This is a genomic window from Paucidesulfovibrio longus DSM 6739, assembly GCF_000420485.1.
Classification (GTDB): Bacteria; Desulfobacterota; Desulfovibrionia; order Desulfovibrionales; family Desulfovibrionaceae; genus Paucidesulfovibrio; species Paucidesulfovibrio longus.
Map to the genome: position 1 here is coordinate 128168 of NZ_ATVA01000016.1, position 13316 is coordinate 141483.

Sequence of the window (13316 nt, forward strand, 5' to 3'; positions counted from 1 at the left end):
ATAAGATTTACAGCAACGAAAAAGCAGGAGAGAATACTCTTGGCCAACCACAAGTCCGCCATCAAGAGGCATCGCCAGAGCCTGAAGCGCCGCGATCGCAACCGCGCCACCAAGACCCGCATCAAGAACGTGGTCAAGGCCGTGCGCCAGGCCCTCGAACAGAACGACAAGGAGCAGGCTGCCGCCGCTCTGCAGAACGCCGCGTCCATGCTGGACAAGGCTTCCACCAAGAAGGTCGTTCACTGGCGCAATGCTTCCCGTCGCATCGCCCGCCTTCAGCAGGCCGTGAACAAGCTCGACTAGTTCGGGTTCTGTTCTGCGGAATTCAGTTCGCATCGCCCGCCGCGCTCCGCGCGGCGGGCTTTTTGCGTTGCGTGGAAAACGTCTCAGAGCTGTTCGAGACCGGCGGCCAGGGATTCGAGCACATCCATGTTCAGCAAGGTGATTTCGCGCCCGTGAACCTGGATGATTTCCTGCTCGGCCATCTTCTTGAGCGTGCGCGACAGGGTTTCCTGGATGGTGCCGAGATAGGACGCGATCTGCCCCTTGGCCATGTCCAGCCGCAGGGTGTCCGTCTCCTGGGTGTCGGCCAGGAGCAGGAGATAGGCGGCCAGCCGCTGCGGAACCTCCTTGAGGCTCAGGGCGGCGACCTGGCTGACCAGAATGCGCAGACGCCCCGCGAGCAGGGCGATCATGTTCATGCCCAGGTCCGGCTCCTTGAGGATCAGCGACCGAAAGGCGTCGCGCCGGAAGAAGAGCAGCCTGGTCCGTTCCAGGGCCTGCGCGCTGGCCGGGAAGGTGCTGCCCTGAAACATGGGCACTTCGCCGAGGGCGTCGCCCGGACCCCAGACGTGGATGATCTGCTCCTTGCCCGATATGGCGGATCGGTAGACTTTGACCCGGCCTTCCATGACCACGTAGAAGCCGTTGGCCTCGTCCCCGGCCTGGAATATCTCTTCTTTTTTTTCCATGACGCGCGGCAGGGCGATGCCGGCGAGAGCCTTGATCTGTTCCGGAGGCAGACCGTTGAAAAGCGTTACCGCCTTGAGCGCATCCATCATTTCGTTCATGCCTCGATCCTCTCACATTTTTTCAAAACGATCTTTGACCCAAGTCAGGGCAGGTGTCAAAGTAATCGGCGATAGTGCTGAAAAAGGCGTGCTGTTGTGGCGCGTTGCGTATTTGTGGCGAGGATCCTGGCCTTTGGATCGGCCCTTCGTTCAAGCCCTGGAGTGCATATGAAGATAGTTCCGGCATACCTGTTCGATACCTGCCGGGGAGCGCGTTCCGGCCAGTGCCCCCACCTGCTGCCGGTTGCGCCGGAGTTCGAGCCTCGGCTGGAAGGCGTGATCTGCGAGTCCGGCTGGCCTGAATTCCTGGAGGAAAGCTATGCCGGAAAGCACCATTACCACCATGCCTTCCGGGTCGCCGTGTCCGGTTGCCCGAACGGCTGCTCCCGGCCGCATATCCAGGATATCGGCCTGATCCGTTCCATGCGGCCCGTCCTTGACCCGGAGCGTTGCTCCTCATGCGGGATTTGCGGGCAGTCCTGCCCGGACAGCGCCATCCTCATGCGCACGGCCTCTGAAATGGGCCTGGAAGGGGCGCAGATGCTCCCGGAGATTGATCCGGGACTCTGTCTTCGCTGCGGACACTGCGTGCGCGTCTGCCCCACGGGAGCGATGCGTGCGGCGGAAGAGGGCTGGCGCATCGTGGTGGGCGGACGGCTCGGCAGGCGTCCCGCCCTGGGCCGGGAATTGCCGGGGCTGCATTCCGACGAGGAGGCGCTGGAAGTGGTCGAGCGGGCCTTGCGGCTGTACATGGACAACTGGCGCAGGGGCCTGCGCTTTGGCGTGCTGCTCGATGAAACGGGCCTGGAGCCGCTCTCTTCGGGAGTGCGGATATGAATAGGCTGGCGCCTGTCCTGGCCTCTTTGGCTCTGATCCTGCTCGGAGCCCATGCACTGCGCCTGGGACGGCCCGGGGTGTCCGCCGCCTGTCTTGGGCTTCTGGTTCTGGCCTGGAGATCGGAGGGGGGGCGGAAGGGCGAACCGGGACGCGGCGCATCCTGGGTGCGCTGGGCGCTCCTTGCCGTTCTGGCGGTCGGGGCGGTCGTCTGGACCCAGACGGCGGCGGATCTGATTCGGTTCCGGCTGGACGCGGGCCTGCCCTGGTTCCGGCTGGCCGCGATCATGAGCGGAGTCTGCCTTCTGAATTTGTGCGCCTTGGCCGTGTTGCTGGCCGCTCCCGGACGTCGGCGGTATTCGGGCGATGCCGAGTACGGATTTTTCCGCGCCGCGATATTCCTGCTCGTGGCGGCGCTGCTGTTCGTCAGCGAGATCAAGACGCCGTTCCCGATCCTGCTGCTGGAGCGCTATCTGCCGGGATGGGGAGGACTTGAGATCTTCGCGCTGGCGCTTTACGCCCAATGGGTAGCCGGACGCATGATCGCGCCCCGCGCCGCCCGCAAGATTCGCCCCCGCATTTGGGGCCTGTTCAGCGTTGTCTTTTTCCTGCAACTGGGTCTGGGACTGCTCGGACTGGACCGGATGCTCATGACCGGAACCCTGCACCTGCCCGTGCCCGCGCTCATCGTGGGCGGCCCGATTTTCCGGGCGGGCGGCTGGTTCATGCTCATCCTGTATCTTTCCACCGTGCTCCTGGTGGGGCCTGCCTGGTGCAGCCATCTCTGCTACGTGGGCGCGTGGGACGATGCCGCTTCCCGGCTCGGCCCCAAGCGTCCCGTATCCGGATTTCTCGACCGCAGGTTCCTGGGGCTGCGCATCACCTTCCTTGCCCGTGCAGCGACCCTTGTCTTGACGGTGGCTGTCGCGCTGGGATTGCGGTTGGCGGGCGTTCCCGGCCTGACGGCGGTCTGGGCGGCTGCCGCGTTCGGTCTTGGAGGCGTGGCCGCCATGGGGCTGCTCTCGCGCAGGAGCGGAAGCATGGTGCACTGTTCGGCCTATTGTCCCATAGGGCTTGTCGGCAATCTGCTCGGACGGCTGCTGCCCTGGCGGGTGCGCATGAACGGCCAGTGCACGCGCTGCGGCGTCTGCGCCACGGCTTGCCGCTACGGCGCGCTTCTGCCGGAAGACATCGAGGCGGGGCGTCCCGGATTGTCGTGCACGCTCTGCGGCGACTGCGTGGGAGTCTGCGCGCACGGAGCCATGGGATACCGTTTTCCGGGATTGCGTGCGGACACGGCCCGGCTGACGTTTCTCGCGCTCGTGGTCACGCTGCATGCCGTGTTCCTCGGAGTGGCCCGGGTTTGACAAAGTGGGAATTATTCCCATCTTTGATTTGGGTCAAATACACTTCGGCCCGGCTGGGGCAGGGTGGGGCTGCGAGATTCGGGATACAACCAGGAGATGAATTATGATCGCCAAGCGAGAAATCGTCAGGATAGATGAAGAACTGTGCGACGGCTGCGGCCTTTGCGTGCCGAACTGCGCCGAAGGAGCCATCCGCGTCGTGGACGGCAAGGCGCGCATCGTCGCGGATAAATATTGCGATGGGCTGGGCGCCTGCCTCGGCCACTGCCCGAAGGGCGCGCTTACCATCGAGGTGCGCGAAGCGGACGAGTTCGACGAGCAGGCCGTGGAGCAATTGCTGGCCGCTGAAAAGGCGAAGCAGGCCGAACCGGCCGCTGCCCATGCGCCGCGTCCGGGAGGCTGCCCTTCGGCCAGGCTGATGTCGCTCAGCCCTTGCGACCAGGCCAACGTCCCCACGGGACGGACCGGCGCAACGGACGCGGTTTCGGCTCTGAGCCACTGGCCCATCCAGATCCGGCTCGTTCCCGCGGATGCGCCGTTCCTCAAGGGCGCGAACCTGCTGCTCACGGCGGATTGCGTGGCCGTGTCCCTGCCGGACTACCATTCCACCTGGCTTCCGGGACGCAAGGTGCTCATGGGCTGCCCCAAGTTCGACGACGCGGAAATGTACATCGAGCGGCTGGCCGCCGTGTTCCGCGAAAACGAGCTTCGGTCCGTGACCGTTCTGGAGATGGAAGTACCCTGCTGCGCCAACATGGGACGAATCACGGCCGAGGCCGTGCGACGCAGCGGCAGAAAGATGTCTTTTCAGCGCGTGATCGTGGCTCGCGAGGGCCGCGTGCTGGCGCGCGAGACCGTGACCCCATAGACGGGTTTCGGTCCATGCCGGGGCGAAAGCCCCAAAGGGTGGTTGACTTATGAGAAAGATCGATTTGCACGCGGAAAACGGGTTCAAGGATACGACATTCTCCGTTTTCCATGCCCATGCTTCGCCGTATACCAAGGTGGTGAACTTCAACTTCGAACCCGGTCAGGAATTGCCGGTGCACTCCCACGACATCGAAGGAGAGCTGGTGCTCGCCGTGCTCGAGGGGGAGGGCGAATTCCTGGCCAAGGACGGCGCTTCCATGCCCGCCAAGGCCGGGGATGTGCTCATCTCGGACATCGCCGAACCCCACGGCGTGCGCGCGGCCACGCGGATGCGCGTGCTCGTGGTCATCGCTCCGCCCATCTGAGCGGGCCGGACCGAGGCTGTCTGATGGACGTTCGAGCCGCCTTTCGGGGCGGCTTTTTCATTTCCGGCGTTGCCTCGCTTCCTGGGGGCGGGTATCCTGGGCAACCGAATTTCAGCAAGGAGGAGATGAATATGAACCAGGACAATCCCAAAGGCGCGATTTTGCAGCGCGACAAGAAAACCTACGCCATCGTGCCCCGCACGCCTGCCGGACTGATGACCCCGGACCATCTGGAGGCCATCGCGCGGGTGGCGCGCAAGTATTCCGTACCTATTCTCAAGATCACCTCGGGCCAGCGCATGGCCCTGGTGGGCATCGAGAAGGAGGACGTGGATTCGCTCTGGGCCGAGCTGAGCATGGAGGTGGGCGAGGCCACGGGCCTCTGCGTGCATTATGTCCAGGCTTGTCCGGGCACGGCCGTCTGCCGCCTGGGCCAGCGCGATTCCCTCGGCCTGGGGCTGGAACTGGAAAAGCTCTATGTGGGCAGGGAGCTGCCCGCGAAGGTCAAGATGGGCGTGTCCGGCTGCCCCATGTGCTGCGGGGAATCCTGGGTGCGCGACGTGGGTTTTGTCGGACGCAAGAACGGCTGGAGCGTGATGGTGGGCGGATCTTCCGCCGGGCGGCCGCGCATCGGCGACCTGCTTGCGGAAGAGCTGACGCGGGAGCAGGCCGTGGACTTGGCCGGACGTTTCCTGGACTACTATGCCGAGCACGCTCCCAAACGGCATCGCACCGCGCTCTTTTTGGAGAAGCACGGCATCGAGGCGGTCAAGGCGGCATTGCTTTAAGAGCTGCGGACCTCTTCGCCCTCAGGAGCCGGAAAGCCATGCTCCTGCTGGACGGAAAAGCCAAGGCGGCCCCGCTCATGGAGCGGAGCCGCCTTTTTTGCGTTTCGTGTCGATGTCCGGCGGGCTATTGCGCCTTGGGGCCGAAGATCTGCACGGGCTTGGTCGTGTCGCCGCCGGAACCCGGATACGGGTCGGCCTTGTGCACGGGCTTGCCCGACTTGAGCACTTCCACGGCAACTTCCATGAAGTTGTTGTAGCGGTGCTTGCATTCGTAGAAGCCGTGCCACCAGGCGTAGTCCGGGGCCATCATGGCCGTGCCCATGCGTGCGCGGCGGCCCTCGTGGTGCCAGAGCTCGTAGTATTGGACCTCAAGCTCCTCGTCGAAGAACTTGCTCTTGTCCAGCACTCCGGTCTCGTAGAGCTTGTCGAGCATGGCCTTGGCGGGCTTGAAGTAGACTTCGTTGTAGTTCTCCACAGCCTGATCCAGCTTGGCGTAGTGGCTTTCCGTCCAGGTCTTGGAGTGACACTGGTTGCAGATGTCCTGCATCTTGCCCCGTTCCTTCTGCCAGTCGTTCTTGGCCGGGAAGGCTGCGAAGTCCTGCGGGCGGATGGTCAGCGGGGCCTGAAGTTCCCAGGAGAGGCGTTCGGTGACGTCGTGGGAGGTCATCACCGATCCGGAACCGGACATGTGGCAGGAGGCGCAGGTCGGGGCGCGGTAGTCCACGCCGGGCGTCCAGGCGCCGGGAGCGGCGTCCCAGTTGTACTGGTCGCCGAACGCGGTGTAGATGTCGCCGTGCTTGGATTCCATGTAGATTTCGATCTGCGGATGGTCCGGGCCGAGGTGGCACTGGCCGCAGGCTTCGGGCTTGCGGGCTTCCATCACGGAGAAGCGGTGGCGCGTATGGCAACTGGTGCAGGAGCCCAGGCTGCCGTCCATGTTCACGCGGCCCACGCCCACGTTGGGCCAGGTCAGCGGGTCGAGCTTGCCGTTCTCGTCCTGCTTGAGCACCGTGCCGTGGCAGACGTAGCAGCCCGAAGCGCGCTCGACCGCGTTGTTCATGCCGTTGTTCAGCCAGGGGTCGATCTTCCAGATGATTTCCATGGTATTGGCATGCTTGGACTTGCTGTACTGCATGGCTTCGTCCGGGTGGCAGCGGGAGCAGTCCTTGGGGGTGACCACGCCCGCGATGGCGATCTTGTATTCGCCCTTGCCCCACTTGGTGTCCGAACGTTCATACTGCTTGAAATGTTCCTGGCTGATGTCCTTGTCGCCGGGCTGGGCCTGATGGCAGTCCAGACAGGTGACGTTGGCCGAGGCATGTCGGCTCATGGCCCAGTCCGAGAAGATTCCGGGGTTATCCTGCTTGTGGCACTCGATGCAGGCCACGGCCTGAGGCGGCATGCCGCGCTCGATCCGGTATTCCTTGGGCTTGGGCATGTTCTGCTGCTGCTGCGCTCCGGCTGCCGCGGGAAGCAGCACAGCCGCCAGAAAAGCCAGCAGACATGCCGCACTACAGTGTTTCCTCATGTGTCCCTTCCTCCTCGCTCTGCAATGTTGAAACGTGTTCATTCTTCGTCGGGATCGAACCGCACGAGGGCCTGGAGGCCTGTGGCGCGGTAGGGCGGCAGATTCTGCTTATACCCGTAATAGGGGCGGTCGACGTGCACGAGGTTTCGATGGCAGTCCGTGCACTTCTTCTCGTAGCCGGGCATGGGATAGAGAACCGTGCGGTGCGCGAGCATGGCTCCCCGCTGATCGGGCATGGCGAGCAGGTTCCGGTGGCACTTCAGGCACTGGGCGTTCTTGATGTCCCGGTAGGCCCCCTCGCGCTGCTCCTTGCGCACGTAGTCGTCTCCGCCCGTGGCCACATGCATGGCCACGTCCTTGAGGCCGTGCCAGGTCTTGGCGAAGAAGAAATTGAAGGTGTCGTGCGGAGCGGGCAGGTGGCAATCCATGCAGTCGGCCACAAGCCCCTGCGGGTTGTTCACGTGGGTTGACGTTCGCCAGGCCTGATAGGCGGGCTGAATCTCATGGCAGCTGGCGCAGAATTCCGGCGTCGAGGTCCGGACCATGGTGTAGTAGGTCATGCTGAATACTGGGAAGGCGATCAGCAGACCGAATGCGGTCCAGAGAATCGGCGCGAGATACTTCCTTTTCATGCTTGCTCCGGCCTTTTTTGGGTTTCTCCCCTGAGTCTATGCACGATTATCAGTAAATTTGTGATTATTTTTTGACTTAAGTCAAAAAGCGAAACCTTCGGTTGCTCTTTTCGCCTGTTGCGCCGTCGATCAAAGGCGGTTACAAAGCACATCTCAAGAATCGCCGAAAAGACGTGGAGGGGGAACGCGTTGCGCATCATCATCGTCGGAGCCGGGGAAGTCGGTTTTCATATTGCCCGCAGGCTCGCTGTGGAGAACAAGGAAGTCATCGTCATCGACAAGAACCCCGCGGCGTTGAAGCGGGTTTCGGAAACGACGGACGTGCAGACTTTCGAAGGTTCGGGATGCAGCCCGCGCGTGCTGGAAGAGGCGGGCGTGGCTGGCGGGGACATCCTGCTCGCCGTCACGGACTCCGACGAAATCAACATCATGGCCTGCGTTTTCGCGGGCAAGCTCGCCAAGAACATTACGCTGCTGGCTCGGCTGCGCGACGAAGACTACACTCAGTACAAGCACCTGATCACCGAGGGGGAACCGCGAATCCGCCGGATCATCAACCCGGACCAGGAAGTGGTGGATTCCATCCTCCGGCTCATGAGCGTTCCGGGCGCCGTGGAGATCAACGAATTCGCGGGCGGCAAGATTCGGCTCATCGGCGTGCGTCTGCCCGAGGGCAGCCCCGTGATCGGCAAGCGGCTGATGAATCTGCGGGACGTGACGGGCGACGTGGGCGTGGTCATCGCCGCGCTGGTGCGGGACGACAAGCTGGTCATCCCCACGGGCGAGGACGAAATCCAGCGCCGGGACACCGTGTATTTCGCCTGCGACATCAAGGACCAGGACGAGATTCTGGAGCGTATCGGAATCCGGTCCGAGCCCATCAAGACCGTGTTCATCGTGGGCGGCGGCAACATCGGCTTCAAGCTGGCCAAGTCGCTGGACAACAAATTCTATCATACCCGGCTGCTGGACGCGGACCCTCAGCGTTGCGGCTTCCTCGCCGAGCAGCTCAACCGGCCCATCGTGCTCCAGGGCGACGCCCGCGACCAGGATCTGCTGCGCGAGGAGAACGTGGGCGAGCTGGACCTGGTCATCTCCGTGACCGGAGACGAGGAGACCAACATCCTGGCCTGTCTGCTGGCCAAAAATCTCGGCGCGCGCGAAACCATCACGCGCATCAACAATTTCGCGTACATGCCGCTGATCGAGCCCATCGGCATCGACCATCTGGTCTGCCCCCGGCTCTCAGCCATCAATTCCATTCTGCATTTCATCCGGCGCGGACAGGTCATGTCCACCGCGTCCATCAAGGGCGAGGACGCCGAAGCGCTGGAAGCCATCGCCCAGGAGAATTCCTCCGTGGTGGGCAAGCCGCTGAAGGACATCAAGTTCCCCAAGGGCGCGCTGATCCTTTGCTTCCAGCGCGGCGACGAAGTGGTCATCCCTCGCGGCGATACCGTGATCCAGCCCAACGACCGACTGGTGATCATCTCCACCCGGCAGAACATCACCAAGGTGGAAAAGGCCCTGGACGTGACCGTGGAGTTCTTCTAGATGCGTTTGAAATACGTCCTGCACGTCATCGGAGCCCTGGTCTTCTGCGTGGGCCTGACCATGCTCTGGCCTTTGGGCTTTTCGCTCTACTACGGCGATGCGGGCGTGTTTCCCCTGCTCTGGTCCATGCTCATAACCGTTGCCGTGGGCGCGGCGACCTTTCTCCTTTTTCGCGATCCGGAGGCCGAACGCGGTCTGAGCCACCGCGAAGGCATGGCCATCGTGGGCATAGGCTGGCTCGCTGCCGGACTTTTCGGCGCGTTGCCGTTCTGGCTCGGCGGCGTTTTTTCCGGCTCCGTGGTGGACTGCGTGTTCGAGTCGCTCTCCGGCTTCACCACCACGGGCTCCAGCGTGCTCGTGGACATCGAAGGCGTCGCGCGGGGGCTGCTCTTCTGGCGCAGCCTGACCCACTGGCTCGGCGGCATGGGCATCATCGTGCTCTCCCTCGCCATTCTGCCCTTCCTCGGCATCGGCGGCATGCAGCTCTACAAGGCCGAGGTGCCCGGCCCGGTGCCGGACAAGCTCAAGCCGCGCATCAAGGATACGGCGCTGCTGCTCTGGAAGGTCTACGTGCTCTTTTCCGGCCTGGAGACCCTGCTGCTCATGCTCGGAGGAATGGACCTCTTCGACGCGCTCTGCCATACCTTCGGCACCATGGCCACGGGCGGGTTCTCCACCAGGAACACTTCGGTGGCGTCCTACGAGTCGGCCTACATCGATTGGGTCATCACCATCTTCATGCTCATCGCGGGCATCAATTTTTCCCTGCATTTCCTGGCGCTCAAGGGCCGCATCCGCGACGTGCTCAAGGATTCGGAGCTGCGTTTCTTCCTGGGGCTCTTCGCCTTCTTCACGATCATCATCGCCATTGCCGTGCTGCACGAAAACTACGGCGACGTGGAAGCCTCGCTGCGGTATTCCGCGTTTCAGGTGGCCTCGATCCTGACCACCACGGGCTTCGCCACCGCGGACTACGAACTCTGGCCCTCGCTTTGCCAGGGCTTGCTCCTGCTCTGCATGTTCATCGGGGGGTGCGCCGGATCCACCGGAGGCGGCATGAAGGTCATGCGCATCCAGCTTCTGATCAAGCATTCCTACAAGGAACTGATCCAGCTGATTCATCCGCGCAGCGTGACCCAGGTCAAGGTCAGCGGAAAGGCCGTGCCCATGGGCGTGCTTTCCGGCATTTGGGCGTTCTTCGTGCTCTGGCTTGCGCTTTTCGTGCTTTCGGCCCTGGTGGTGGCGGCTTCGGGCGTGGATCTCATGAGCAGCTTCGCCGCCTCCCTGGCCTGCATCGGGAACATCGGTCCGGGCGTGGGCGTTGTCGGCCCCACGGACAACTATTCCACGCTTCCGGACCTTGCCAAGTGGGTGCTCGTGTTCTGCATGCTGCTGGGCAGGCTGGAAATCTACACGGTGGTCATCCTGTTCGTGCCCGAATTCTGGCGCAAGTAGCCCGAAAAAAAGCGCCCTCCGGGAAACAGGGCGCTTCGGAGGGCGGATGCCGACAGACGCTCAACGCTGCGGACACTCCTTTTCCTTGATGACCTCGCCCGCGGCGTCGTAGGTCAGCAGAGGGGTGACGCATTTGCCGTCCTTCAAATCCTGGCTGGCCTTGAGCTTGCCGTCTTCGAAGTATCTGCGCAGCTTCCCGTCCCGCTTGCCCATCTTGTATTCGTAGAGATCTTCCACGCCGCCGGAGCGGTAAAAGCTGACGAAAAAGCCGTGCTCCTTTCCCTCCCGAAAGGTCTGCCAAATAAAGGGCTCGCCGCCTTCGTACCAGCTGTAGTTCGAGCCGTTCGGAAGGCCGGCCGTGAATTGCTTCAGGGAATTCGGGGCGCCGTCCGGGTAGAACTCGGCCCAGCCCTCGCACAGGCCGTCGCGGTATTCGAGAATCGACCGCAGGTAGCCCTTGCTGCGGTCGTAGCGCAGTTCCCGACCGTTCTTTCGGCCTTCCTGCACCTCGACCACCAGCCGCAGGCGTCCCGCCTCGTCCGCATCACAGGCCGTGCCGCTGAAGGGGACGCCGTTCAGGCGGTAGGTCACGATATCCCGCTTGCCGTATTCCTGGTCGAGTTCGGAATATGCTTGGCAGCCTTCGGGGGAAGCCTGGAGTCTTGCCATGTAGACATCGTTGCGCAGTTCTTCGGGGGCGGGCCGGGGGTGGAGCAAGGCGTCGGGCAGGGGAGCTGCGGGGTCGAAGACCGGGAGGGAATCCGGGGCAGCCGCGTTTTGGGCCACTGTCCCGTCGGAGTCCGCATCAGGCTTGGAGACGTCCGGTTCCGCAGGGGCGTTCGCCAGTCTGGAAGTGAGCAGGTCCACCATTTCCCCGGCCTTGGGGTGGCCGTTGTCCCGTGCTTTCAGGAACCATTCGAGCGCGGCGCGTTCGTCCTGTTCCACTCCCTTGCCCTGGTAGTGGAGCATGCCGAGGGCGTACTGGGCTTGCGGGTCGGCCTGTTCGGCGGCGGCGAGAAATTCGGCGCGCGCCGTTTGGTAGTCCCGTTGCGAAGCCGCCTTGAGCCCCGCTTCATAATCTGCCGAGGCGGGAGCCGGAGACGTTGCCGCGAGAAGAAGCAGGACGGAAAGCAGTCGGAAAATGGGGAGCCGGAAGCGCATGGGAACCTCCTTGCAATTAGGAGGCTTCTTAGCATTCCAGGAGAGTCAAGGAAAGCGGGAAGGCGGCATTCGATCGGGGATCAGTCCACCCGGTAGTGGCAGCCCTTGCTCTTTTTGTTGCGCAGGGCCGCGGCCGTGATGCTGTAGGCGGCCTGGCAGCCGTGGAAGAGGTCGATGAGCGGCTTGCTGATGGGCGTGCGCTTGTAGAAGTCGTGCAGGTTTTTGGAGAGCTTGCGCAGGTCCGCAAAGGCGCGGTTGAGCCGGTCCGTGGTGCGGGCGATGCCCACGTAGTTCCACATGGTGTGGCGGATGGTGGCCCAGTCCTGGGCGATGAGGGCCGGATCCTCGTTCTGGATGTCGCCTGGGCTTTCCCAGTCCGGAATGGAATCCATGAGCTTGCGCGAAAGATGGGAGCTGCGGTTGAAGCGGGCCTGAATGTCCTTGGCCGCGCTGTGGCCCCAGACAAGGCCTTCCAGCAGCGAGGTGGAAGCCAGGCGGTTTGCGCCGTGCACCCCGGTGCAGGAGCATTCTCCGGCTGCGTAAAGCCGTTCCAGGGTGGTGCGGCTGCGGTTGTCCGCGAGCACGCCGCCGCAGAAATAATGCGCCACGGGCACGACGGGGATGGGCTCGTTGTCCATGTCCACGCCCGCGTCCAGGCAACTGGCGTGTATCGTGGGGAAGCGTTCGCGCAGGTTCTTGTCCACATGGCCTGCCGCGTCCAGGTAGACGCAGTCTTCGCCCGTGCGCAGAAGCTCGTCCATGATCGCCCTGGTCACGATGTCGCGCGGGGCGAGGTCGGCGCGGGAGTCGTAGCGGGGCATGAAAGCCTCGCCCGCCGAGTTGACCAGCTTGGCCCCCTCGCCGCGAACCGCTTCGGAAATCAGGGGGCGGCGGTCTTTTTTCTTGGAGCCCGCGAACAGGGCCGTGGGGTGGAATTGGATGTATTCCGCATTGAAGATGCGCGCGCCCGCGCGAAACGCCATGGACAGGCCGGAGCCGATGGATACGCGGGTGTTCGTGGTGTGCAGGAAGATCTGGCCCACGCCCCCGGTGGCCAGGAGGGTGTAGTCCGCCAGGATGGTTTCCACCTGCCCGGATTCGCCGTTGAAGACGTAGGCCCCGACGCAGTGGTTGTCCAGGCTGTACTTGTATTCCAGGCCGCAGGCGTGGTGGTGGGTGGTCAGAAGGTCCACGGCGGTGCGCTTGGTCAGGGTGCGGATGTTCGGGTGCTTTTCCAGCGCCTCGTGCAGGGTGGCGATGATGTTGCGGCCCGTATGGTCGGCGCAGCAGAGAATGCGCGCCACGCTGTGGCCGCCCTCGCGGGTCAGGTACCAGTCGCCGGGCTGACGTTCGTCGAAATGCACGCCGTATTTTTCGATCAGGGTTTCGCGCAGGACTTCCGGCCCCTTGCGGCAGAGGTAGCGCACGGCGCGGGTGAAGTTCTGCTTCCATCCGGCGGTGAGGATGTCCCGTTCGAGAATCTTGGGATCATCGTCCCGGCCCGTGTAGACGATGCCGCCCTGGGCCAGCCGGGTGTTGCCGGAGGCGAGCTGCTCGCCCGCGGTGATCAGGGTCACTTCCTGACCGGACTCCGCCAGGGTCAGCGCGGCGATGCTTCCGGCGATGCCGGAGCCGATGATCAGAACGTCGGTCTTGAAGCGATACCCGTTCACGTTGTCCTCTTGGGAAGTC

The 13316-nt window shown here is 63.4% G+C and carries 13 protein-coding genes; 8 read left to right on the top strand and 5 right to left on the bottom strand.

The features are described 5' to 3' along the window. Positions 1-39 precede the first annotated feature (39 nt). Positions 40-303: a 30S ribosomal protein S20 gene (gene rpsT, locus G452_RS0113435; RefSeq protein WP_022662776.1), complete on the top strand. Its 264-nt coding sequence runs from the start codon at positions 40-42 to the stop codon at positions 301-303. A gap of 83 nt (positions 304-386) precedes the next feature. Here rpsT and G452_RS0113440 read toward each other — a convergent pair whose 3' ends face one another. Then, positions 387-1070: a Crp/Fnr family transcriptional regulator gene (locus G452_RS0113440; protein WP_022662777.1), complete on the bottom strand. Its 684-nt coding sequence runs from the start codon at positions 1068-1070 to the stop codon at positions 387-389. Positions 1071-1238: 168 nt separating this feature from the next. On the opposite strand from G452_RS0113440, the gene G452_RS0113445 reads away from it, so the two are divergent. The 5 genes from G452_RS0113445 (at position 1239) to G452_RS0113465 (ending at position 5294) form a co-directional block, all read left to right on the top strand. Further along, positions 1239-1907 carry a 4Fe-4S binding protein gene (locus G452_RS0113445; RefSeq protein ID WP_022662778.1) on the top strand — a complete coding sequence of 223 codons (669 nt, stop codon included), beginning with the start codon at positions 1239-1241 and terminating at the stop codon, positions 1905-1907. Continuing rightward, on the top strand, positions 1904-3271 hold the full coding sequence (locus tag G452_RS0113450; protein ID WP_022662779.1) for a 4Fe-4S binding protein: 1368 nt from the start codon (positions 1904-1906) through the stop codon (positions 3269-3271). The genes G452_RS0113445 and G452_RS0113450 overlap by 4 nt, the downstream gene beginning before the upstream one ends. A 103-nt stretch (positions 3272-3374) precedes the next feature. After that, positions 3375-4139 (top strand): ATP-binding protein, encoded by a 765-nt coding sequence (locus tag G452_RS0113455; RefSeq protein WP_022662780.1) that lies wholly within the window; start codon positions 3375-3377, stop codon positions 4137-4139. A 49-nt stretch (positions 4140-4188) separates the two neighbouring features. Then, positions 4189-4506, top strand: coding sequence for a cupin domain-containing protein (locus G452_RS0113460; protein WP_022662781.1), 318 nt, complete (start codon positions 4189-4191; stop codon positions 4504-4506). Positions 4507-4637: 131 nt separating this feature from the next. Next, positions 4638-5294 carry a nitrite/sulfite reductase domain-containing protein gene (locus G452_RS0113465; RefSeq protein WP_022662782.1) on the top strand — a complete coding sequence of 219 codons (657 nt, stop codon included), beginning with the start codon at positions 4638-4640 and terminating at the stop codon, positions 5292-5294. 124 nt (positions 5295-5418) lie between these two features. Here the strand turns inward: G452_RS0113465 and G452_RS0113470 are convergent, their stop codons facing one another. Together G452_RS0113470 and G452_RS0113475 are read right to left on the bottom strand one after the other, a co-directional pair. Beyond that, a complete protein-coding gene (locus tag G452_RS0113470; protein WP_027189258.1) occupies positions 5419-6822 on the bottom strand; it encodes a multiheme c-type cytochrome in 1404 nt (467 codons plus the stop codon). 38 nt (positions 6823-6860) lie between these two features. After that, on the bottom strand, positions 6861-7454 hold the full coding sequence (locus G452_RS0113475) for a cytochrome c3 family protein (RefSeq protein ID WP_022662784.1): 594 nt from the start codon (positions 7452-7454) through the stop codon (positions 6861-6863). 189 nt (positions 7455-7643) lie between these two features. Here G452_RS0113475 and trkA point away from each other — a divergent pair, with 189 nt between their 5' ends. Together trkA and G452_RS0113485 are read left to right on the top strand one after the other, a co-directional pair. Then, on the top strand, positions 7644-9008 hold the full coding sequence (gene trkA / locus G452_RS0113480; RefSeq protein WP_022662785.1) for a Trk system potassium transporter TrkA: 1365 nt from the start codon (positions 7644-7646) through the stop codon (positions 9006-9008). Then, complete coding sequence (locus G452_RS0113485; RefSeq protein ID WP_022662787.1) at positions 9009-10463, top strand: TrkH family potassium uptake protein; 1455 nt, start codon at positions 9009-9011, stop codon at positions 10461-10463. 60 nt (positions 10464-10523) lie between these two features. Here the strand turns inward: G452_RS0113485 and G452_RS19580 are convergent, their stop codons facing one another. Both G452_RS19580 and nadB read right to left on the bottom strand, forming a co-directional pair. Next, on the bottom strand, positions 10524-11624 hold the full coding sequence (locus G452_RS19580) for an SEL1-like repeat protein (RefSeq protein WP_022662788.1): 1101 nt from the start codon (positions 11622-11624) through the stop codon (positions 10524-10526). Positions 11625-11704: 80 nt separating this feature from the next. Then, the gene (gene nadB, locus G452_RS0113495) at positions 11705-13297 is read right to left on the bottom strand and encodes an L-aspartate oxidase (RefSeq protein ID WP_022662789.1); all 1593 of its coding nucleotides are present in this window, start codon (positions 13295-13297) and stop codon (positions 11705-11707) included. Positions 13298-13316: the final 19 nt, after the last annotated feature.

Coding starts and splice junctions, on each gene's coding strand:
- G452_RS0113440 (WP_022662777.1), bottom strand. CDS start 1,070: ATGAACGAAATGATGGATGCGCTCAAGGCGGTAACGCTTTTCAACGGT.
- G452_RS0113445 (WP_022662778.1), top strand. CDS start 1,239: ATGAAGATAGTTCCGGCATACCTGTTCGATACCTGCCGGGGAGCGCGT.
- G452_RS0113450 (WP_022662779.1), top strand. CDS start 1,904: ATGAATAGGCTGGCGCCTGTCCTGGCCTCTTTGGCTCTGATCCTGCTC.
- G452_RS0113455 (WP_022662780.1), top strand. CDS start 3,375: ATGATCGCCAAGCGAGAAATCGTCAGGATAGATGAAGAACTGTGCGAC.
- G452_RS0113460 (WP_022662781.1), top strand. CDS start 4,189: ATGAGAAAGATCGATTTGCACGCGGAAAACGGGTTCAAGGATACGACA.
- G452_RS0113465 (WP_022662782.1), top strand. CDS start 4,638: ATGAACCAGGACAATCCCAAAGGCGCGATTTTGCAGCGCGACAAGAAA.
- G452_RS0113470 (WP_027189258.1), bottom strand. CDS start 6,822: ATGAGGAAACACTGTAGTGCGGCATGTCTGCTGGCTTTTCTGGCGGCT.
- G452_RS0113475 (WP_022662784.1), bottom strand. CDS start 7,454: ATGAAAAGGAAGTATCTCGCGCCGATTCTCTGGACCGCATTCGGTCTG.
- G452_RS0113485 (WP_022662787.1), top strand. CDS start 9,009: ATGCGTTTGAAATACGTCCTGCACGTCATCGGAGCCCTGGTCTTCTGC.
- G452_RS19580 (WP_022662788.1), bottom strand. CDS start 11,624: ATGCGCTTCCGGCTCCCCATTTTCCGACTGCTTTCCGTCCTGCTTCTT.